Below are 18638 nucleotides of genomic sequence, written 5' to 3'. Positions count from 1 at the left end.
GCCCCCGCCGTCGAACGCTGACGGATCGGCGTCAGGCCTGCTCGGCCTCGGCAGCCGGAGCCTCGGCAGCCGGAGCCTCGGCGGCCGGGGCCTCGGCAGCGGCCTCGGCCGGCTTCTCGGCCTCGGCGGCCGGAGCCTCGTCCTTCTTCTCACCTTCGAGCAGGTCACGCTCCCACTCGGCGAGCGGCTCGCCCGCGGCCTTCTCGCCCTTGTCGCCGGTGGCGACGCCGGAGCGGGCGATGAGGCCCTCGGCGACGGCGTCGGCGATCACGCGGGTGAGCAGGGTGACGGAGCGGATCGCGTCGTCGTTGCCCGGGATCTTGTAGTCGACCTCGTCGGGGTCGCAGTTGGTGTCGAGGATCGCGACGACCGGGATGTTCAGCTTCCGGGCCTCACCAACGGCGATGTGCTCCTTCTTGGTGTCCACGATCCAGACGGCGCTGGGCACCTTCTGCATCTCGCGGATACCGCCGAGGGTCTTCTCCAGCTTGGCCTTCTCGCGCGAGAGCACGAGAAGCTCCTTCTTGGTCAGACCGGACGCGGCGACGTCCTCGAAGTCGATCTGCTCAAGCTCCTTGAGGCGCTGCAGACGCTTGTAGACGGTCGAGAAGTTGGTGAGCATGCCGCCCAGCCAGCGCTGGTTGACGTAGGGCATGCCGACGCGGGTGGCCTGCTCGGCGATGGCCTCCTGCGCCTGCTTCTTCGTGCCGACGAACATGACCGTGCCGCCGTGGGCGACGGTCTCCTTGACGAACTCGTAGGCGCGGTCGATGTACGACAGCGACTGGAGCAGGTCGATGATGTAGATGCCGTTGCGCTCGGTGAAGATGAAGCGCTTCATCTTCGGGTTCCAGCGACGGGTCTGGTGACCGAAGTGGACGCCGCTCTCCAGCAGCTCCCGCATCGTGACGACGGCCATGGCCGTTTCTCCTTGGTGTTCTCGGTTGTGCCGCATCCGCCGGACGGCGGATGCGCCTGACGCCCGCGATGCGCCGTGCCGCGAAGGACCGAGGGGCGCTTGGTACGAACCGTTGCCGGCCGTCGTACCGGGGCGTGCGAAGTCGACCCGGTGACCCGGATCGCCAGAAGAAGTGTACGGGACCGGCGAGGCACCGGGTGACGCCGCTGTCCACAACCGGCGAACGGTCCACAGGCCGGGCCACGATCGGCGGATGTGCGGGACGGTGTCGGCATGCGACGAACGATGCGATGCGCGCTGCTGTGGCCGGCGCTGGTCCTGGGGTTGGCGGCGGTCCTGCTCACGCCTCTGGCCTGGGCGGACACGCCTCCGGTGGTGCCGCCGCGCCCTCCGACGGCCCCCGTGCCGCCGGTGGCCCGCGCCTGGCCGGTCGGTGTCCGCCCACCGGTCCTGCGTGGCTGGGAACCACCGGCGACGGTGTACGGCCCCGGGCACCGGGGGGTGGATCTGGGAACGCAGGCCGGGGCGCCCGTACGGGCGGTCGCACCGGGCCGGGTGCTGTTCGCCGGGCGGGTGGCGGGGCGGGGCGTGGTCTCGGTGGAACTGCGGGGGACGGATCTGCGGACGACGTACGAGCCGGTGCGGGCGTCGGTCCGGAAGGGGCAGGAGGTGGGGGCGGGGGCGGTGGTCGGGGTGGTGGAGCCGACGGGGTCCCACTGCGGGACACGGGCGTGCGTGCACTGGGGTCTGCTGCGGGGTGACGCGTACGTGAACCCACTGTCCGTGCTGCCACCGTGGCTGCTGGACGGGGGGCCGTCGAGATTGCTGCCGGTTCTGTCTTAGCGGAGTCGGATGCGCCGCGGCTGCGGTGGGCTGCGCCTTGGCCGCGGGTTCGGCTTCGCCTTGACCGCGGGGTGGGTGAGGGGAGGTCGCCACCGTCGCGAGCCGGCCGCGGGCCCGTCGTGGTCGCTCGCGCCGTTCCCCCGCGCCCCTTCGGGGAGCTGCGGTGCCGTGACCGCGGAGCCGGCGAGACCGCTACCGTCGCGAGCCGGCCGCGGCCCCCTCGTGGCCACCCGCACAGTTCCCCGCGCCACCTTCGGGGAGCTGCGGTGCCGTTGGTCTGGTCGCTCGGTCGTCCGGCAAGCGCCGGGCAGCGTCTCTGCCCCTGGCCGGTGTCGGCTGGGTTCAGCCCTTCACGCCTCGCAGCGCCATGCTTACGGCCGCTTCCGTCACCACCGTGGGATCCTCGGCCGCGCCCAGCTCGATACGCCGTACCGCCGCGTCCACGACCCCCTGCAACAACATCGCCGCCAACCGGGGCTGCCCGTGTCCCAGCTCCTCCAGCGCCTCGACGATCATCGCGACCAGCCCCCCGTGGGCCGCCCGGATCTTCTCCCGGGCCCCGGCATCCAGCTCACTCGCGGAGATGGCGACGACCGCCCGGTGCCGCCGGTCCCCCACCAGCGCGAGCTGCTGCCGCACATACGCCTCGACCTTGCCCTCGGCCGTCCCGGCCCGCTCCATCGCCGCCGCGACCTCCGCCGCCCACACCGGGAAGTCGACCTCGCACAGCTCCTCGACCACGGCGGCCCGGGACCGGAAGTACTCGTACACGGACGACCGCGCCAGCCCCGTCCGCTCGGCCAGCGCCGGGAAGGTCAACGCCTCCGTCCCACCCTCGGAGAGCAGGGACCGAGCCGCGTCCAGCAGGGCGGCTCGCTGCATCGACCGGTGTTCGGCCACGGAGGCCGCTCGAATCCTTGGCACGTCGACCACTTTACGGACACGCCGTCCCGGAAGGCAGGAGTCAGCGCCCGAAGCTCGCCAGCTTGGCCCGCAGCTGGAGCACCGACTTGGTGTGGATCTGGCTGACCCGGCTCTCGGTGACCCCGAGCACGTTGCCGATCTCGGCGAGCGTGAGCCCCTCGTAGTAGTACAGGGTGACGACGGTCTTCTCCCGCTCGGGCAGCGTGTTGATCGCCCGCGCCAGGAACCGCCGCAGCTCGCGGTCCTCGGCCACCTCCACCGGATTGTCGGCGGCGGTGTCCTCCAGCGTGTCCATCAGGCTGAGCCGGTCCCCGCCCTCGCCGCCGACGTGCAGCAGCTCCTCCAGGGCGACGACGTTGGCCAGCGACAACTGGCTGAACACGGCGTGCAGTTCGTCGACCTCCATGCCCAGCTCGGCGGCGACCTCCCCCTCCGTCGGCGTCCGCCGCAGCCGCGCCTCCAGGGTGGCGTAGGCGCGCTCGACGTTCCGCGCCTTCTGCCGGACCGAGCGGGGGATCCAGTCCAGCGCCCGCAGTTCGTCGATCATCGCGCCGCGGATCCGGGTGATCGCGTACGTCTCGAACTTGATCTCCCGGTCGATGTCGAACTTCTCGATCGCGTCGATCAGCCCGAACACGCCCGAGGAGACGAAGTCGGCCTGCTCCACATTGGGCGGCAGCCCGACGCTGACCCGGCCGGCCACGTACTTGACCAGCGGCGAGTAGTGCAGGATCAGCTGCTCCCGCAGCCGGTCGTCCCCCGTCGCCTTGTACGACCGCCACAGCTCGTCGAGTGTCGAGGGAGCGGGCGGTCGCACGCTGCCACCGTCGCGGGCGGCTGGGGGGATCGCCGCCCGGTCGGACCCGGAGGTGTGCTGGGGCATTCGTCGCCTTGTGCCGTTCTGCCGTGAAGTGCCGTGAAGTGCCGTGGAGTGGGTGGAGGTGGGGTTCCTGGGGTGAAGTGGGGCTGCCTGGGTGAGGTGACGGTCTGATGTGGGGTTGGCGCGATCTGCGCCACCGCCTTCGTGAGCGTAGCGTGACTGAGGAGTCGCGGTGTGCGAACAGGGCTGCGCCACCCGTGCGCGGGGCGCTCGCGCCGGTCGGGTGACCCCATGCCGGGGCTCGCTCTGTGTGACCGGCCGGAGGCGCCAACTCCGGTAAACGCCAAGGGCGTCGGGGGTTCCCCCAGACGGCCGAACACGCCCGGTCAGCACGGACGGTGACCATTTCGGACCGAGATCATCGCCTGGCGTGTCAACTTCCAGCCGTCGCCGTGTCGTTCGACGTAACCAAGTGCTCGGAGTTCGTACAGTCTCGCGATCGCCTCGTCCCGCGTGGTGCGCGCGCCCAGCGCGATCTCCTCGGCGGGGGCCGCGCGGTTGCCGGGGAGGGCGGCGAGCACCGTGCGGGCGGCGGGTTGCAGCAGGTCACGCGGGAGGACGGGGCCCCGCCGGGCCGGCGCCAGCTCACCCATGTCGCCCACTAGTTCGATGACCTCCGTGGCATCGGTGACCAGGGTGGCCTCTCCGCGCAACAGTTCGTGCACGCCGGCGGAGAGGGCGCTGGTGACCGGGCCGGGGACGCCCATGGTGAACCGGCCGAGGCGCTGCGCGGCCCGCGCGGTGGCCAGCGAGCCGCTGCGGCAGGCCGCCTCCACGACGACGGTGCCCCTGGTCAGCGCGGCGATGACGCGGTTGCGGAGGATGAACCGGCTGGGGGTTGGATGATCGCCCGGCGGCAGCTCACCCACCACCAGTCCCTGTTCCGCGATACGCGCGATCAGCGCGGCGTGGCCGCGGGGGTAGGGCTGGTCGACGCCGCAGGCCAGGACGGCGACGGTGGCGCCGTGGGTGGCGAGGGCGCCACGGTGGGCGGCGCCGTCGATGCCGTACGCCCCGCCCGAGACGACGACCCAGCCGCGCTCGGCGAGACCGGAGGCGAGGGTGCCGGCAGCGTGGGCGCCGTACTCGGTGCAGGCCCGGGCGCCGACCACGGCCACGGAGCGGAGCGCCCACATCCGTAGGTTCGGCCGGCCCCGCACCCACAGCCCGAGGGGCCGCGCGTCCCCGAGGTCGTCGAGTTGCCGGGGCCACTCGGCGTCCCCCGGACGGACGAACCGCGCCCCGGCGGCCCGGGCCATCTCCAGGTCCCGCTCCGGCTCGGCCCGCCGGGCCCGCGCGACGAGTCCCTCCCACCGGGTTCCGCTCACCCCCGGCAAGGCGTCCCCGCCGCACCGCAGCCGCCGCACCACCTCCCCCACCCCGAACTCCCGCACCCACCGCCCACCGGCCTCGTCCCCCGCCTCGACGACCCGCCCGAGAAACACCCGGCCGAGCAGTTCGGCGCCGGGGTCCTCCTCCCCGGTCACGTCAGTGCTCCGATGGCCATCGGTACTCCGCGGGGGACACCGGTGCGCAGTTGCAGGGCCAGGGCGACGTCGGTGGCGTCCGGGCGGTCATGTCCGACGAGGTCGGCGACCGTCCAGGCGACGCGCAGGACACGGTCGATCCCGCGGGCGGTGAGCACGCCCCGTTCCAGGCTGCGCTCGGCGTCGTCCATGGCTCCGGCGGCGGCGTGGTACCGGCTGCGCAGTTCCCGGCCGGGCACTTCGCTGTTGGTGCGCCACGGGGTGCCGGTCAGGCGGGCCGCCGCCCGCTCCCGGGCCTGCCGCACCCGGTCGGCCACGGTCGCCGTGGACTCTCCGCGGGCGCCGGGCTCGGTGAGCTGGGCCCGGGTGACCGGGTCGACCTCGACGCGCAGATCCACCCGGTCCAGCAGCGGGCCGGACAGCCGGGACTGGTAGCGCCGGATCGCCGACGGCGGGCACTCGCACAGCGAGTCGCGGAGTGAGAAGCGTCCGCAGGGACAAGGGTTGGCCGCCAGAACCATCAGGAACCGCGCCGGGAACCGGACCACGCCCGCACTCCGCGCGATGACGACGTGCCCCGACTCCAGCGGCTGTCGCAGGGCGTCCAGCGTCTGGCTGTGGAACTCCGGCGCCTCGTCCAGGAACAGCACGCCGCGATGGGCGAGGGACACCGCGCCGGGCCGGGCGATGCCCGGCCCGCCGCCGACGAGTGACTGCATCGTCGCCGAGTGGTGCGGGGCGCAGTAGGGGGCGACGTCGATGAGCGGCTTGCCCGGGGGCAGCAGCCCGGCGACCGAGTGCACGGCCGTGACCTCCAGCGACGCCTCCCGGGTGAGCCGGGGAAGCACGGCGGGCAGGCGCTCCGCGAGCATGGTCTTGCCCGCGCCGGGCGGTCCCTCCAGGAACAGGTGGTGTCCGCCGGCCGCCGCCACCTCCACGGCTGTGCGGGCGGAGATCTGCGCGACGACATCGGCCAGGTCGTGTTCGTGGTCGTGGTGCGTGGCGCCGATGCTGTGCATGCCGGTGGCGGCGCCCGTGCCCGGGACGCGCAGTCCTGCCAGGAGGGGATCGGGCCGGCCCTGCTCGTCCGGTGTCTCGTCGGGGACGGGTTCCTCGGTCAGGACCGCGATGAGCTGCCGCAGACTGCGGACACCCAGCACGGACACACCGGGGACCAGTGAAGCCTCGGCGGCGGCGCACTCGGGCACGACCACCTGCTCGTACCCGGCGTCGGCCGCCGCGAGGACCGCCGGCAGGATGCCCCGCACGGGGCGCACCCGGCCGTCCAGTCCCAGTTCTCCGATCATGACGATGTCGGCGAGGACCCGGGGATCGATCCGTTCGGCGGCACCGAGCACCGCGCAGGCGACGGCCAGGTCGAACCCCGAGCCGGCCTTGGGGACGGAGGCCGGGCTGAGTCCGACGGTGAGCTTCTTCGACGGCCACGCCCCGCCCGAGTTCACCACCGCCGCCCGCACCCGGTCGCGGCTTTCCGTCAGGCTCTTGTCCGGGAGGCCGACCAGGGTGAAGGCCGCGACTCCGGGTTCGAGGTCGGCCTGGACCTCGACGACCACGCCTTCGACGCCGACCAGGGCGACCGAGCACGTACGGGCGAACGCCATTCAGGCCACCCCCCGTGCGTGTTCGACGGACGGGGCGCCCCGGCGGGGCAGCAGGACGCCGACGAGGTCGATGCGGACGCCGCCCGGTGGGGCTCCTCCGTGGGCCTGGATCCAGTGCTCGGCGAGTGCGCGGAGCCGGGCCGCCTTCGCGGGGGTCACCGCGGCCATCGGGTGTTCGTAGCCGCCGCCCCTGCGGGTCTTCACCTCGCAGACGACGAGGGCGTCGCCGTCCCTGGCCACGATGTCGATCTCGCCGCACCTGCCGGAGCGCCAGTTGCGCTCCAGGATCGTCATTCCCTGTGCGGCCAGCCGCCGGGCGGCCAGGTCCTCGCCGTACTTGCCGAGTCCGTCGCGTGCCTTGTTCATGTCGGCACCACCTCCGGCGCCAACGGTCACGCATCCGGCCGAGCGGTGTTGATCTTGGTGGACTACTCAGCGGTTGTGGAAAACTCCGTCATCCGTTTGCGCCGCCCACGCGGCCACCCACCCGGTCTCGCAGCCACCCACCCGGCCGCCCACCCGGTCACCCGGTCACCCCGTCACCCGCCCGGCAACTCCAGATCGCTCTTGTTCAGCTCCTCAATGTTCACGTCCTTGAACGTCAACACCCGGACCTGCTTCACGAAACGAGCCGGCCGGTACATGTCCCAGACCCAGGCATCGGCCATGGTGACCTCGAAGAAGACCTCACCTTGCACCGAGTGCACCTGCATCTCGTAGTCATTGGTGAGGTAGAACCGCCGCTCGGTCTCGATCACGTATTTGAACAGACCGACGACATCTCGGTACTCCCGGTAGAGCTTCAGCTCCATCTCGGTCTCGTACTTTTCGAGGTCCTCGGCGCTCATGGCATGTTCCCCTTCAGCCGTGCGATCCCCCCATTGTGCGCCAGTCCCGGGAACCTTCAGACGATTTCCGTGTCGAGGGTCACGGGCCGGGCGGGGGGACCTTCGACGAGCAGCGTGCGCAGCAGCTCGGCGAGTCTGGTCGGATACACCGTCTCATGTGCCCGGGTCAGTTCCTGACACGTCCACCAGCGCGCTCCGGCGACGCTGCGCCGCTCCAGCTCCGTCAGGCCCGTCGCCGCGGTGGCCGTCTGGGTCGTCCGGGCCAGGTAGTACCACTCGTCCTGGTCCCAGCGGCGGCCCGCGAACGGGAACGAGCACCGCCGCCGCCAGAGCACGGGACCGAGTTCGACGTCGGTGATGCCGGTCTCCTCGGCGAGTTCCCGCAGCGCGGCCTCCTCGCGCGTCTCGGCGCCCTCCAGGCCGCCGCCGGGCGTGAACCACCAGTCTTCGGCCGGGTCGTCCGGTTCGTGGCCGTGCAGGAGCAGGATGCGGTCCTCGGGGTCGAGGAGCACGACCCGGGCCACCTTCCGCGGACCGGCCCCGTCCTCGCCCTCGTACGACTCCTCCGCCGGCCGCGTGGTCTCAGCGGACACCGGCCGTCTCCGGACGGGCCGTGCGGGAGCGGGAGCGGCTCACACGGCCCGCGATCGGGCCGTAGGCGCCGCCGCCGAGGACCAGGACCGCACCGGCCACGATCAGCAGCTCGATCGTGCGCAGCGGGCCGGGCTCGGAGAGGGCGCCGAGCGTCTCGAAGCCCGTGGGGCGCCCCAGCATGCCCTTCCAGGGCCAGACCACGGCCTCCACACGGGCGGACACGGCGTCACGCGACACGGTGCCCTGTGCGGTGTCGGTGAGGTGGGCGGTGGAGTCCAGGGAACCCTGGCGTTCGTCGCCGAGCAGGAACAGCCGGCCCTCCGGGACGGTCACCGTTGCGAAGTTCTTGATCTCGGCGAGGCTGCCCTCGGGCAGGTACGGCTCGTCGATCTGCTTGCCGTTGACGGTCAGTTTGCCGTTCGTGCAGCAGGAGACGGTGTCCCCGCCCACGGCGACCACGCGCTTGACCACCTTGGCGTTGCTGACCCAGGTCTTGTCCTCGAAGACGACCACGTCACCGCGCCGCACCTCGTCGCCGTCGACGCGCTGGGCCAGCACCCGGTCACCGGCGTCGATGGTGGGGGTCATCGAGCTGGTGGGCACGGTGTACGGCCGGTAGACCAGCGCTCCCCAGGCGAAGCCGCCGAGGAACAGCACCAGACCCAGCGCCACGGCCAGTCCGGACAGCCGCTGCCCGAGCCGGCTGCCGCCGCCGGCCCGTGCCGTGCCGGTGCCGCCGCCCCGCGGGGCCGTACGCGTCATGCTCTCGCCACCCATGGACCCGCACCCTACCCGGCGGTACCGAACGGGGGCAGCCCTTCTCGCCCGGCCGGGGCGGCTGATTACCGCTGATTACCGCTTCGTGGACTCCGCGTGCCGGAGCACCGCGTTCTCGGACTCCTGGCGGTCGGTGCGCCTGCGCCGCCACACCACCACCGGCAGGACCGCCGCGACGGCGATGCCCTCGGGGGCCACCGTCAGGGACGCGGCGGCGGAGGACTGCTCGTTCAGGCCGGGCTGGTCGAAGGTGTCCGGGATCGGCAGGGTGCCCCAGCGGTTGATCGGCCAGGCCTTGACGATCGCGCGGCCGACGACCTTGTCGACGGGGACCATGCCGTGGTTCCGGTCGGACTGGTTGTACCGGGAGTCACGGGAGTTCTGGCGGTGGTCGCCCATCACCCAGATGAAGCCCTTGGGGACCTTGACCGTGAACTGGCCGCCCTGGTCGTCCACGCTGCACGGCGTGTTGCCCGGGTAGACGTACGGCTCGTTCAGCGCCTTGCCGTTGACCTTCAGCGGGCCGCTGCCCTTGCACTCGACCGTGTCGCCGCCGACCCCGATCACGCGCTTGATCAGGTCCTTCTCCTCCGCCGACGGCATCAGGCCGATCCAGCTGAGGACCTTCTGCACCGGGTTCGGCGTCGGCGTCGGCTCGCCGGCCAGCCAGTTGTCCGGGTCGTGGAAGACCACGACCTCACCGCGCTCGGGCTTGGACCCGAACCACGGCGTGAGCTTGTCGACCAGCACCCGGTCGCCCTGCTGGAGGGTGTTCTGCATCGAGTCGGACGGGATCGAGAACGCCTGCACCAGGAACGTCTTGATCAGCAACGCCAGGACCAGCGCGATGCCGATCAGGATCGGCAGTTCCTTCCAGAAGGACCGAGGCTGCCTCGGCCGCACGGCCGCCGCGCCCCCGCCCGGGCCGCCGCCGCGCGGCTCCGGCTCGCCCTCCGGCGTGCCCTCGTCGCCCGCCGCCGCGTCATTCCCGGAGCTCATGGCGCTGCCCGGTACGGGAACGTCCGGTTCCACAGGGTGCCTGCGGTGCTCCTCGCCGTCGTGTCCCGACCGTGCGCCAACCGCCACATCCCCCACGCCAACTCCTCACTCTGTGCCGCCGCCCGCGCCGCACCCGGCGCAGGCCCACCACTCCCATAACGAGCGGGAGTTCCGCAGGGGTCGGGAGCTGGGTCATTCCGTTCGGATCCTCGGAGGCAACCCTATGCGACGCCTGGGGACCAGCGGTCGTCCCCGGCGCCGCGTCGGTGACGCTTGCGAAGGTTTTAGGTTCTTCCAGGCGCGTCCAGTGACCGACCGGCCAGCCGATGACCATGGCCCGGCCGACCACCGAGTCCACCGAGACCGTGCCGCCGTAGGCCGTGTTCTGGTGGGAGCGGGAGTCCGCGGAGTTGCCCCGGTGGTCGCCCATCACCCACAGCCGGCCCTGGGGGACGGTGATGTCGAAGGGCGTGGCGGAGGGCACGTCCCCGGGGTAGAGATAGTCGCCCTCGGTGAGCGGGACGCCGTTGACGGTGACGCGGCCCTGGACGTCGCAGCACTTGACGTGGTCGCCGCCGACCCCGATGACCCGTTTGATCAGGTCCTTCTCGTTGTCGGACGGCAGCAGGCCGATGAAGGTGAGGCCTTCTTTGAACTGCTTGACGACGACGGGGTCGTCCTTCTTGGCGGTCTGCTCGTCCTGGAGCCAGCCGCCCGGGTCGTGGAACACGACGACGTCCCCGCGCTGCGGCTCGGAGCCGAACCACGGGGTGAACTTGTCGACCAGGACCCGGTCGCCGATCCGGATCGTCTCCTCCATGGACCCGGACGGGATCACGAACGCCTGCACGAGGAACGTCTTCAGGACGAGCGCGATGAGGACGGCGACACCGACCAGGAGGGGGATCTCCCGGACGGCCGACCGTCTGCGCTTGCGCTTGACCTTGCGTTGCAGTTGCCGCCGCTCCGCGCGCGTGCGGCCACCACCGGGCGCGGAGGTGCGGCGTACCCCGGTGGGCAGCAGGTTGTCGGCGGGCGTGCCGGGCACCCCGCGCGGCTTGCCGCGGTTACCCATGGGCGCCTCCGGTCGGGGCGGCAGGCACGCGCGCGTAGGCGGACGGCCGGGTCAGGTGCGTCCAGTGGCGGTACGGCCACACGATCCAGTCGGCACGGCCGATGACGTCCCCGACGGGGATCATGCCGCCGCCGGGCGAGCCGAGGTGGTCGCGGGAGTCGCTGGAGTCGCTGCGGTGGTCGCCGAGGACGAAGAGGCGGCCCGGGGGCACGACGACGTCGAAGGGCACGCTGGAGGCGCTGTCCCCGGGATGGAGGAACGCCGTCTCGTCGACCGGTCGGCCGTTCACCTCGATCCACCCCTTCTTGTCGCAGCAGACCACATGGTCTCCCCCCACACCGGCCACGCGCTTGATGTAGTCGGCGTCCCCGAAATACCCGGTGCCGTCGAAGACAATCACGTCGCCGCGGCGCGGCTGGGCACCGAAACGGTACGCCAACTTGTTTACGAGAACGCGGTCGCCGATCCTCAAGCCCTGTTCCATGGATCCGCTCGGAATCTGGAACGGTTGCACCACGAAAGCGTTGAGGACCAGCAGGAACGTCAGGCAGAGGAAGAGCGTGAGGGTGATCCTGCCGCCGGGCAGCCACTCGGTGACCCGCGACACCAACGCGAAACGCGACCGGCCCTCCACCCCCGGAGTACCGGGGTGGGAGGAGCGGTCGCGTTCCGTCGGCTGTGCTTCGGTGTCCATCGGGGCCAGATGCTATCCGGCTCCGCTGTGACCGGCGGGAAAGCGCTCAGCTCTCGCGCTTCTCCTTGATCTTCGCGGCCTTGCCGCGCAGGTCACGGAGGTAGTACAGCTTGGCGCGGCGCACGTCACCCTTGGTGACCAGCTCGATCTTCTCGACGATCGGGGTGTGCACCGGGAAGGTGCGCTCGACGCCGACGGAGAACGAGACCTTGCGGACCGTGAAGGTCTCGCGGACACCGGAGCCCTGGCGGCGGATCACAACGCCCTTGAACTGCTGCACACGGGAGCGGTTGCCCTCGATGACGCGCACGTGGACGTTGACGGTGTCACCCGGGCGGAAGGCCGGGATGTCGCTGCGCAGCGACGCGGCGTCGACGGAGTCGAGCAGGTGAGACATTTCGTCTGCTTTCTTCGCTGATGCCACAGGTCATCAACGGGAGCTAGGTGTACAGGAGTCTGCCGTGCGGGTCGGGGCGGGCGTCGTGTCCCCCTGTGGCAGGGGCGCACACCGGACGGGCGCACAACAGCGGTCTATTGTTCCACGCCCTCGGCCCGGCGCCAAAATCGGCCGTACGGCTCCCCGTCCGGGTCCGGTTCCCAGCCCAGGATGGAGAGCATCTCGCGGTCCTTCTTGTCGAAGGCCTTGGGGTCGCAGCGCTCGATCAGGTCGGGGCGGTTCAGGGTCGTGCGCCGCAGGGCCTCGTCACGGCGCCAGCGGGAGATCTTCCCGTGGTGGCCGCTGAGCAGCACCTCGGGGATGTCCCGGCCGCGCCAGACGGGCGGCTTGGTGTAGACGGGGCCTTCCAGGAGGTTGGCCATCGCGCCGGGGGCGAAGGAGTCGTCGCGGTGGGACTCCGCGTTGCCGAGGACGCCGGGCAGCAGCCGGGCGACGGCCTCGGTGACGACCAGGACGGCCGCCTCACCGCCGGCGAGGACGTAGTCGCCGATGGAGACCTCGTAGACCGGCATCCGGGTCGCGTACTCGTCCATGACACGCCGGTCGATGCCCTCGTAGCGGGCCGGGGTGAAGATCAGCCAGGGGCGCTCGGACAGCTCGACGGCCAGTTCCTGGGTGAAGGGGCGACCGCTGGGCGTGGGCACGATCAGCGCGGGCGCCCGGGCACCCGTCTCGTAACCGTCGGCGAGGACGGTGTCCAGGGCGTCTCCCCAGGGATCGGTCTTCATGACCATGCCGGGGCCGCCGCCGTAGGGCGTGTCGTCCACCGTGTTGTGCCGGTCGAACGTCCACGCGCGCAGGTCGTGCACCCGGACGTCGAGCTGTCCACGCGCGCGTGCCTTGCCCACGAGGGAGACGTTCAGCGGCTCCAGGTACTCCGGGAAGATCGTGACGACGTCGAGCCTCATGCGCCGTCGTCCCCGGACTCGTCCCTGGCGGAGGCGATCTCGGCGCGGTCGTCGATCAGGCCGGGCGGGGGCGCGATGACCGCCTTCTGCTCCGCCAGGTCGATCTCGGTGACGATCTCCTCCACGAAGGGGATCAGCACCTCGCTGCCGTCGGCGCGCTCGACGATGAAGAGGTCCTGCGTGGGCAGGTGCGAGATCTCGGTGATCCGGCCGACCTCCGTGCCGTCCTCGGTGACGACGTCGAGGTCGATGAGCTGGTGGTCGTAGTACTCGTCCTCGTCCTCGGGCCGTTCCTCGGGGTCCACCTCGGCGATCAGCAGGGTGTTGCGCAACGCTTCGGCGGCGTTGCGGTCGGTGACACCCGCGAAGCGCAGGAGGAGGCGGCCACTGTGGACGCGCCCGGTCTCGATGGTCAGCGGTCCCGTCGAGGCGGGATCCGTGGCGAGTACGGCGCCGGGCGCGAGCCTGAGTTCCGGCTCGTCGGTACGTACCTCGACGGTGACCTCGCCCTTGATGCCATGGGCACGGCCGATCCGTGCGACTACGAGCTGCACCTGTCCAAATCTCCTGTCGTACGACTGCGGGCCGGGGACGGCCCTGTGGCCCTCCCCGGCCCGAGCCGGTTGCGATGAAGCGTCAGCGGACGTGGTCCACGTCGACCAGGTCGACGCGGACACCGCGACCGCCGATGGCGCCCACGACGGTGCGCAGGGCGCGCGCGGTGCGGCCGTTGCGGCCGATCACCTTGCCGAGGTCGTCCGGGTGGACCCGGACCTCCAGCACGCGCCCGCGGCGCAGGTTGCGCGAGGCGACCTGCACATCGTCAGGGTTGTCGACGATGCCCTTCACGAGGTGCTCAAGCGCCTCTTCGAGCATGCTGCTCAGGCCTCGGTGGACTCGGACTCGGCAGCGGCCTCGTCCTTCTTCTCAGCCTTCTTCTTCTGGGTGATCGCCTCACCCTTGCCCTCGTCGTCACCGCCGAGAGCCTCGAACGACGGACGGGTGGCCTTCGGCTCCGCCACGAGCAGCGGCGCGGGAGCCGGCTCGCCCTTGAACTTCTGCCAGTCGCCGGTCTTCTTCAGGATGGCGAGCACGGGCTCGGTCGGCTGGGCGCCGACGCCGAGCCAGTACGCCACACGCTCGGCGTCCACCTCGATGACCGACGGGTTGTAGGTCGGGTGGTACTTGCCGATCTCCTCGATGGCCCGGCCGTCACGGCGGGTACGGGAGTCGGCGACGACGATGCGGTAGTGAGGCGCACGGATCTTGCCCAGACGCTTCAGCTTGATCTTGACTGCCACGGGAGTGGGTTCTCCTGGATTGACGTGGTTGGGCACGGCGAGTTGCCGCGTGGGGTTGCGGTACCCGAGTGCCCGATGGACGCGTCAGCCGGAGGAGAGAGGGGTCCTGTGCGGCTGTCGAGTACAGCTAGCCATTCTGCCATACCCCGCGGGCCGCTCCCGGCCGAGGGTGCGCGAGCTCCGCCCGGGCATGCCGGCGAGGCACCCGGCGTGGAGGTGAGGTCACGTCGGGTGCGCCGCCCGGTGCTGTGAGGTCGCGGTCGCCACCGGCCACGGCTGCCACGAGCAGCCGTGACCGCTACGCCGCTCCCACGACCTCCGGGATCCTGAACGGCTTGCCGCAGCCGCCGCAGACGATCGGGGCCTGGGCGAGGACCGAGGGCACCACCCGGACATTGCGGCCGCAGTCGCACACCGCCTTGACGCGGACACCGCCACCGGAGGAGCCGTGCCGGGCGGCCGGGCCGCGGAAGGTGCGGGAGGTGTCGGCCGAGGTGGCCACCGTGTGGGCCTTCAGGGCGCGCTGGAGCCGCTCGATGGTCGGGCGGTAGCGCCGCTTCGCCTCGGAGTTGAGCGTGACCAGCGAGAAACCGCTGCTCGGGTGCGGCTCCTCGGGGTGGTCCAGGCCCAGCTCCTCGGCGATCGCGAGGAAACGGCGGTTGTGGTAACGGCCCGCCCGGGAGGTGTCGCGGACGCCGCGGGCGGCGGCGATGCCGTGGACTGCCTCGTGGAGCAGCCTCTCGAAGGAGAGTTCGTGACCGCACGCGGACGACGACTCCCCGATCAGGGATTCAGGTGCGGCAAGGTCAGGCAGCTCGGGGTGGTACCGCTGAATGTCGGCCCACGCCTGCGCCAGCTCTGCGGCGAGAACAGGTGGTGTCTGTGTCGTGCTCACGTAATGACAACGAGCGGGAGGGCCGCTGTGTTCCTATTCCGGGGCATCCCAAATAATTTTGCACGTACCCGTCAGTTGCCACTGATGCGTCCTGACGAGGGCGGGTGCGCTGATCTGCGGAGAAGCGTCACAGCTCCTACCAAGCTGGTGCGTAGTCCGCGCTACGCACCGCCGGTGAGCCCTGAGGCGACGAGGGCCGACTGCTGCGCAAGAGGCGTTTCGGCCGCGCTCGGCGCACGCCCTCGCCCCGGTCGGCGTCCACGGCCTGCGTGACGTTACCGCGTACCGCCGCGACCTCCGTCACCGGCCCGCCGCCCAAGGGCCGACACGGTAGGGCCATCCGGATTACCGGGATGTGAAATCTCGCCACACCGGCGCCCGCACCCCAAGCCGGGCCCCACGACCCCTGGACGCCACCGCGAGCCGGGAGTTACCTGGCATACGTGGGAAGGGCGCGCGCACGGCACGGGGGCACGCAACCGGGCGCGGCGGCGAACTGTCGGCGGATTGGGGCGCTTACCTATGACACCTACGCTCGTGCGGCAGCACACGTCCCGCGCGGAGTCCGCACCCCGCGTGGACCTGAGCGCACGCGCGCGTGACTGGTCCGAGATCCAGGAGCGGATGCTCGTACCGCTCTACGAAGCCGTGTACGACCGACTCGAAGTGGGCCCCGCCACCCGGCTGCTGGGGCTGGACTGCGGTTCCGGGCTCGCCCTGCTGATGGCGGCCTCCAGGGGCGCCGCGGTCACCGGTGTCGACTCCGCCTCCCCCGAACGGCTCGCCCTCGCGCGCGAGCGCCTGCTGCCCAAGGCCCCGCCCGGCCGGGGCGGCGACCGCGGACGCGGCGCGCGCGCACGTACGGCCGCGGAACTCCTCGACGGTCCACCCCCGGCCACGGGCGGCCCGGAGACGGGCGCGTACACCCTGGTGACCGCCTTCGAGCCGGTCGGCGGCCTCGCCGGCGACGCCGAGGGGCTGGACGACCTGCTCGCCGGCGCGCTGCCGCTGGCCGGGCGGGGGGCCGCCGTGGTGCTGGCCGGCTGGGGACCACCGGAGCGCTGCGCCACCTCCTCGGTACTGCGGGTGGCCGCCAAACTGGCCGATCCGCTGCGCGGCGCGCGCGGACGGCCGCCCGCCCGGCGCGACGACCTGGAGGAGGTCGCCGGGCGGTCCGGGCTGAAGCCGGACGGCTCGGGCCGGGTCGCCTGCCCGTTCGGGTACGCCGACCTCGACAGCGCCGTACGGGGGCTGCTGTCCACCGGCCTGTTCGACCCGGCGATCGCGGCGACCGACGCCAAACAGGTCGACAAGGAGTTGACGGAGGCCCTGCACCCGTACCGCCGCCCGGACGGCACCGTGTGGATGCCGAACGTCTTCCGCTACCTCATCGCGCGCGTGCCCTAGCGCGGCCGGTCCGTCGTCAGTCCTCGCTCGGCTTGGTCAGGCGGGTGATCCCGGCGATCCGGTAGGCGTCCGCCTCCTCCAGCGTCTCGTTCTCCAGCAGCGCCCGCGCGAGCGCGTCCAGCCGGCCCCGGTGGTCGCGGAGCTTGCGGCACGCCTCCTCGTAGCACTCGTCCACGATCCGCCGCATCTCGGAGTCGATGACGTCCAGGGTCTGCGGGGCGGCCGACAGTCCGTACGCCTGCTGGGCGTCGCTCGGCAGGGCGGACAGCCTCCCGACGCGCTCGCTCATGCCCCAGCGGCCCACCATCCCGCGCGCGATGTTGGTGACCTGTTCGAGGTCGTTCTCGGCGCCCGTCGTGACGACCCCGTAGACGACCTCTTCCGCCGCCATGCCGCCCAGGGCGCCGATGATGCGCCCGCGCAGGTACTCCTCGGAGTGCGCGTACCGCTCCACCTCGGGCGTGGACATGGTCACCCCGAGCGCCCGGCCGCGCGGCACGATGGTGATCTTGCGGACGGGGTCCGCGCCGGGTTGCAGCATGCCGAGCAGGGCATGGCCGCTCTCGTGGTACGCGGTACGGCGGCGGTCCTCCTCCGGCATGACCAGGGTGCGCTCGGCGCCGAGCTGCACCTTCTCCAGCGCCTCGGACAGGTCGGCGCCGGTCACCTGCTCCTGTTTGCGTTTGACCGCGAGCAGAGCGGCCTCGTTGGCGAGATTGGCCAGATCCGCACCGGTCATGCCCGGGGTGACGCGGGCCAGCTGCGTCAGGTCCACGTCGGGCGCGAGCGGGATCTGCCGGGTGTGGATCCGCAGGATCGACTCGCGGCCCCCGCGGTCCGGCGGGGACACGGTGACCACCCGGTCGAAGCGGCCGGGACGGGTCAGCGCCGGGTCCAGGATGTCCGCGCGGTTGGTCGCGGCGATGACGATCACGCCCTCGGCGCCCGAGAAGCCGTCCATCTCGGTGAGGATCTGGTTCAGCGTCTGCTCGCGCTCGTCATGGCCGCTCATCGACGAACTGCCGCCGCGCGCGCGTCCGATGGTGTCGATCTCGTCGATGAAGATGATCGACGGCGCCACCTTGCGGGCCTCGGCGAACAGCTCGCGGACGCGGGACGCGCCGACGCCCACGATCATCTCGATGAACTCGGACGCCGAGGCCGAGAAGAACGGCACGCCGGCCTCCCCCGCGACCGCCCGTGCGAGCAGGGTCTTGCCGGTGCCGGGCGGTCCGGAGAGCAGGACCCCGCGCGGCAGCTTCGCGCCCATCCTGCGGTAGACGTCGGGGTGCTCCAGGAAGTCGACGACGTCGTCGAGTTCGCCCTTGACCTCGTCGATGCCGGCCACGTCGGCGAAGGTCGTGCGCTCGGTGTCCGGCCGCGGGCCGACCGGTCTGGGCGGCGACCGGCGGCCGAACAGGCCACCCGCGCCGGGCAGCATCCCGCCGAGCCGCCGCTGGACGAGGAGCCACACCACGACCAGGACCGCGATGGGGATGAGGGACATCAGCAGGTTGGCCGTCAGGCTGCGTTCCTGTACGACCGGCCGCGCGGTGACCGTGACCCCGTGGCTGCTCAGGTTCTGCCACAGCCGGTCGTCCGCGAAGGCCGGCCGCTGCGTCTTGAACTTGGTGTACTGCCCGCCGCCCTCGGGATCGGAGCGGGGGTTCTTGAGCTGGCCCTGGATCGCGTCGCCCTTGGAGTAGATCGTGGCGACGTTGCCCTCGCCGACCTGTCTGCTGAACTCCGTGTACGAGATCGTCGGCTCGTTGCCCTGGCCGAAGTAGTGCAGCCCGACGTAGGCCAGCACGAAGACGACCACCGCGGTGGCGAGCAGGCCCCACCATTTGCCGCCCCTGAGCCGGCCGGACCGCCGCGGGGGCTCCTCCGGTGTGCCCTCGGCGCGCCACGGCTGATCAGGCGCCTTGCGGGGCGGCGCCGCATCACTCATATCTGGACGTTACGACACCCCACGGGCCTCGGCACGCGCAAGGGGCGCCCCCCCCTG

General features: G+C 71.7%; 21 protein-coding genes. 2 read left to right on the top strand and 19 right to left on the bottom strand.

Annotated features, from left to right (window positions below; translation table 11 throughout):
• Window positions 1-31: 31 nt before the first annotated feature.
• Window positions 32-919 carry a 30S ribosomal protein S2 gene (gene rpsB, locus IE294_RS23925; RefSeq protein WP_014675282.1) on the bottom strand — a complete coding sequence of 296 codons (888 nt, stop codon included), beginning with the start codon at window positions 917-919 and terminating at the stop codon, window positions 32-34.
• Window positions 920-1192: 273 nt separating this feature from the next.
• Between rpsB and IE294_RS23920 the strand changes: the two genes are divergently transcribed.
• Window positions 1193-1762, top strand: coding sequence for a M23 family metallopeptidase (locus tag IE294_RS23920; RefSeq protein WP_229917316.1), 570 nt, complete (start codon window positions 1193-1195; stop codon window positions 1760-1762).
• A 342-nt stretch (window positions 1763-2104) separates the two neighbouring features.
• Here IE294_RS23920 and IE294_RS23915 read toward each other — a convergent pair whose 3' ends face one another.
• From IE294_RS23915 to IE294_RS23835, 17 genes are all read right to left on the bottom strand, one after another.
• Entirely contained in the window at window positions 2105-2662 is a 558-nt protein-coding gene (locus tag IE294_RS23915) for a TetR/AcrR family transcriptional regulator (RefSeq protein WP_189889452.1), read from the bottom strand.
• A 64-nt stretch (window positions 2663-2726) separates the two neighbouring features.
• The gene (whiG, locus tag IE294_RS23910; protein WP_030649029.1) at window positions 2727-3569 is read right to left on the bottom strand and encodes an RNA polymerase sigma factor WhiG; all 843 of its coding nucleotides are present in this window, start codon (window positions 3567-3569) and stop codon (window positions 2727-2729) included.
• A 323-nt stretch (window positions 3570-3892) separates the two neighbouring features.
• The gene (gene dprA, locus IE294_RS23905; RefSeq protein ID WP_189889323.1) at window positions 3893-5053 is read right to left on the bottom strand and encodes a DNA-processing protein DprA; all 1161 of its coding nucleotides are present in this window, start codon (window positions 5051-5053) and stop codon (window positions 3893-3895) included.
• Window positions 5050-6675: a YifB family Mg chelatase-like AAA ATPase gene (locus tag IE294_RS23900; protein ID WP_189889321.1), complete on the bottom strand. Its 1626-nt coding sequence runs from the start codon at window positions 6673-6675 to the stop codon at window positions 5050-5052. The genes dprA and IE294_RS23900 overlap by 4 nt, the downstream gene beginning before the upstream one ends.
• Window positions 6676-7071 (bottom strand): YraN family protein, encoded by a 396-nt coding sequence (locus tag IE294_RS23895; protein ID WP_189889319.1) that lies wholly within the window; start codon window positions 7069-7071, stop codon window positions 6676-6678.
• A 143-nt stretch (window positions 7072-7214) separates the two neighbouring features.
• Window positions 7215-7523: a DUF2469 domain-containing protein gene (locus tag IE294_RS23890; RefSeq protein WP_014675276.1), complete on the bottom strand. Its 309-nt coding sequence runs from the start codon at window positions 7521-7523 to the stop codon at window positions 7215-7217.
• Between the two features lie 56 nt (window positions 7524-7579).
• Entirely contained in the window at window positions 7580-8116 is a 537-nt protein-coding gene (locus IE294_RS23885; RefSeq protein WP_189889317.1) for an NUDIX hydrolase, read from the bottom strand.
• A complete protein-coding gene (gene lepB, locus IE294_RS23880) occupies window positions 8106-8894 on the bottom strand; it encodes a signal peptidase I (RefSeq protein ID WP_189889315.1) in 789 nt (262 codons plus the stop codon). The genes IE294_RS23885 and lepB (IE294_RS23880) overlap by 11 nt, the downstream gene beginning before the upstream one ends.
• A gap of 75 nt (window positions 8895-8969) precedes the next feature.
• Complete coding sequence (gene lepB, locus IE294_RS23875) at window positions 8970-9989, bottom strand: signal peptidase I (RefSeq protein ID WP_189889313.1); 1020 nt, start codon at window positions 9987-9989, stop codon at window positions 8970-8972.
• The gene (gene lepB, locus IE294_RS23870; protein ID WP_189889311.1) at window positions 9877-10968 is read right to left on the bottom strand and encodes a signal peptidase I; all 1092 of its coding nucleotides are present in this window, start codon (window positions 10966-10968) and stop codon (window positions 9877-9879) included. Before lepB (IE294_RS23870) ends, lepB (IE294_RS23875) begins: the two co-directional genes overlap by 113 nt.
• Window positions 10961-11662, bottom strand: coding sequence for a signal peptidase I (gene lepB / locus IE294_RS23865; RefSeq protein ID WP_189889309.1), 702 nt, complete (start codon window positions 11660-11662; stop codon window positions 10961-10963). The genes lepB (IE294_RS23870) and lepB (IE294_RS23865) overlap by 8 nt, the downstream gene beginning before the upstream one ends.
• 46 nt (window positions 11663-11708) lie before the next feature.
• The gene (gene rplS / locus IE294_RS23860) at window positions 11709-12059 is read right to left on the bottom strand and encodes a 50S ribosomal protein L19 (RefSeq protein ID WP_189818699.1); all 351 of its coding nucleotides are present in this window, start codon (window positions 12057-12059) and stop codon (window positions 11709-11711) included.
• A 134-nt stretch (window positions 12060-12193) separates the two neighbouring features.
• Window positions 12194-13027 carry a tRNA (guanosine(37)-N1)-methyltransferase TrmD gene (gene trmD / locus IE294_RS23855; RefSeq protein WP_189889307.1) on the bottom strand — a complete coding sequence of 278 codons (834 nt, stop codon included), beginning with the start codon at window positions 13025-13027 and terminating at the stop codon, window positions 12194-12196.
• Complete coding sequence (gene rimM, locus IE294_RS23850; RefSeq protein WP_189818697.1) at window positions 13024-13581, bottom strand: ribosome maturation factor RimM; 558 nt, start codon at window positions 13579-13581, stop codon at window positions 13024-13026. The genes trmD and rimM overlap by 4 nt, the downstream gene beginning before the upstream one ends.
• 82 nt (window positions 13582-13663) lie before the next feature.
• Complete coding sequence (locus tag IE294_RS23845; RefSeq protein WP_003973401.1) at window positions 13664-13903, bottom strand: RNA-binding protein; 240 nt, start codon at window positions 13901-13903, stop codon at window positions 13664-13666.
• 5 nt (window positions 13904-13908) lie between these two features.
• Window positions 13909-14328: a 30S ribosomal protein S16 gene (gene rpsP, locus IE294_RS23840; protein ID WP_189889306.1), complete on the bottom strand. Its 420-nt coding sequence runs from the start codon at window positions 14326-14328 to the stop codon at window positions 13909-13911.
• 298 nt (window positions 14329-14626) lie between these two features.
• Complete coding sequence (locus tag IE294_RS23835; RefSeq protein WP_189818696.1) at window positions 14627-15223, bottom strand: hypothetical protein; 597 nt, start codon at window positions 15221-15223, stop codon at window positions 14627-14629.
• Window positions 15224-15745: 522 nt separating this feature from the next.
• Here IE294_RS23835 and IE294_RS23830 point away from each other — a divergent pair.
• Complete coding sequence (locus IE294_RS23830; protein WP_189889304.1) at window positions 15746-16630, top strand: class I SAM-dependent methyltransferase; 885 nt, start codon at window positions 15746-15748, stop codon at window positions 16628-16630.
• Between the two features lie 16 nt (window positions 16631-16646).
• On the opposite strand, the gene ftsH is transcribed toward IE294_RS23830, so the two are convergent.
• On the bottom strand, window positions 16647-18581 hold the full coding sequence (ftsH, locus tag IE294_RS23825; RefSeq protein WP_189889302.1) for an ATP-dependent zinc metalloprotease FtsH: 1935 nt from the start codon (window positions 18579-18581) through the stop codon (window positions 16647-16649).
• Between the last annotated feature and the right edge of the window lie 57 nt (window positions 18582-18638).

Source organism: Streptomyces canarius, from assembly GCF_014650735.1.
GTDB classification, from domain to species: domain Bacteria; phylum Actinomycetota; class Actinomycetes; order Streptomycetales; family Streptomycetaceae; genus Streptomyces; species Streptomyces olivaceoviridis.
Note: the sequence above shows the minus strand (reverse complement) of the source record. Positions and strands in the feature narration are given on the sequence as shown.